This window comes from Candidatus Aquicultor secundus (assembly GCF_002791875.1).
In the GTDB taxonomy this organism is placed as follows: domain Bacteria; phylum Actinomycetota; class Aquicultoria; order Aquicultorales; family Aquicultoraceae; genus Aquicultor_A; species Aquicultor_A secundus.
Genome location: NZ_PFNG01000207.1, coordinates 1 through 1789, shown reverse-complemented (window position 1 = coordinate 1789; position 1789 = coordinate 1). Strand labels below are relative to the sequence as shown.

The window sequence follows — 1789 nt, the reverse complement described above, 5'->3', positions numbered from 1 at the left end:
TCCAGCGGCATAGCCCGCCCGGTTTGCTCTTCTTGCCGAAGCACGAATTTGAGAAATTCAAGATCAGCCTCAGTGTTGCTTACGCGCAGAATATGAGAGTAAGCCAATACGAAAAGGCGATGTAGAAACGATGCTAGCCCAGGCAGACCGTATTTTTTCATGGGCAAAGAACCTATTAATTGTTCCTCTAATGGTAATTACTACGTTAATAATCCCTTGATATAATTTAAGATAATCGATTCCTTAAGTTAGAATAGGAAGAAAAGTTTGCCTAGAAAAGGTGAAGGTCATCCAATCATGCGCGTGGGTCACCCCATAGTTGGCGCGCTTGGCGATCTCCATGACGCCTTTTGCGAGAAGAAAGAGGTGAATGGAAATGATGAATAAGGTTGCCCGTGCCGAAATTGCGGATTCCCGTTGGAGTTGGCTCTACAAGGTCGGCGGCGCCGCTCGAAACAAAGACGCTTGTCATTGCCGCAGCACTCTTGCTGCATGGACTCGGTCATGGCGGAGCGCTCGGCGCACTCATTTGGATCAGGTTCAGGCCGGGTGACGACACCGGTGCCCGGCTGGCAGCTCTGGCTGCACTGGCCTCCACAGGCAATGTTCGGGAAATGAAGTGGATACAATAAAAATTATCCTGTTGGAGTGTTGTATTAATCATACGATTATTCTATTGTGATATTTCATGGAGGGTATGCAATCGTTCGTTGAAAAAGCGGATTTAGTCAAAAGCAACCGTGAAAGTTCTACGGCGTACTGTCCAATCGCAAGATCGCCGGTCTTAAGAGAAAAGGGAGACAAAAAATGGTATATGTAAAAAATACCCCAAACAATACTGGCGTAGCTGTATATGGTGACTATATGGACTTTGAGAACTTTTATGAAGCATTACATACTGTTGTAGGGGATGAGGATGAATTTGTCGGATTTGAGGCAGCCCGTACAAGAGTCTTGGGAGTCTGCTACGATATACGCCACGCTTTGATGGGAGATCGGGAGATTGAATTTGTGGATAATGGTATGGATGAAGAAAAGAAGCGGCGCATGTCTGTGCTGGCTTCGGATAAAAATGTATACCTGAAGATATATGTGCTATGGCCAGAGATATTGTTTGTCACTATGGCGCTGAATGATTTTATCCGTTTATATGCACGAAAGAAGGCGAAAAAGAGTTATGAAGTGTATAAAGGATACTGTTGCAGATACCTCTTTCAGGCGTATGATGAATCTCATAAATAAGGATTATACATGGTTTGGTGGATATACAAGACAATACCTTGATATTTTAAACTGCAGGTTCATTGACATGCATAGTGAAAAACGGCTGAAGAGTATTCCGACAATGGCCAAAAGGCTTGCAGAGCGTGGAGAGGAATACAATCAGATTAAATCTGAGGTTGCAGCAGCAGCACGACATTACAATACATGTGAAGATAATATCAATCCGCCGGTTGATTATCCGGAAGATTTTGAGTGGTGACGTTTTTGCCTTCCCCGGAGGTTTTTCAGCAGGACCGTCCCCAAGGAACTATTTTCCCCAAAGTGAAAGCCATTTTTCTTCCTTTTCCTATTTACCACGTAACGTGTTGCGCATGAGCGACGCTTGCGCGCTCACGATTAGCCGCCATAACATCGTCTCGCCCGCTGCCCGCTGCCCAAATCGCTAGCAGACGATGCCTATGCAGGTCGAGTGGATAGCGATACCGAGTAACACCATCAAGATTGCATGCACAACTGTGGTAACCCACTCTACTTGTTCTATGGTGGGCTTAATGTCGAGCAGTTT

General features: G+C 45.4%; 1 protein-coding gene and 1 pseudogene. Both read left to right on the top strand.

Annotated features, from left to right (window positions below; translation table 11 throughout):
- Positions 1–395: 395 nt before the first annotated feature.
- The gene (locus tag COY37_RS08825) at positions 396–632 is read left to right on the top strand and encodes a hypothetical protein (RefSeq protein WP_286977255.1); all 237 of its coding nucleotides are present in this window, start codon (positions 396–398) and stop codon (positions 630–632) included.
- 175 nt (positions 633–807) lie between these two features.
- Positions 808–1483, top strand: a pseudogene (locus COY37_RS12085) (DUF6904 family protein).
- Positions 1484–1789 lie beyond the last annotated feature (306 nt).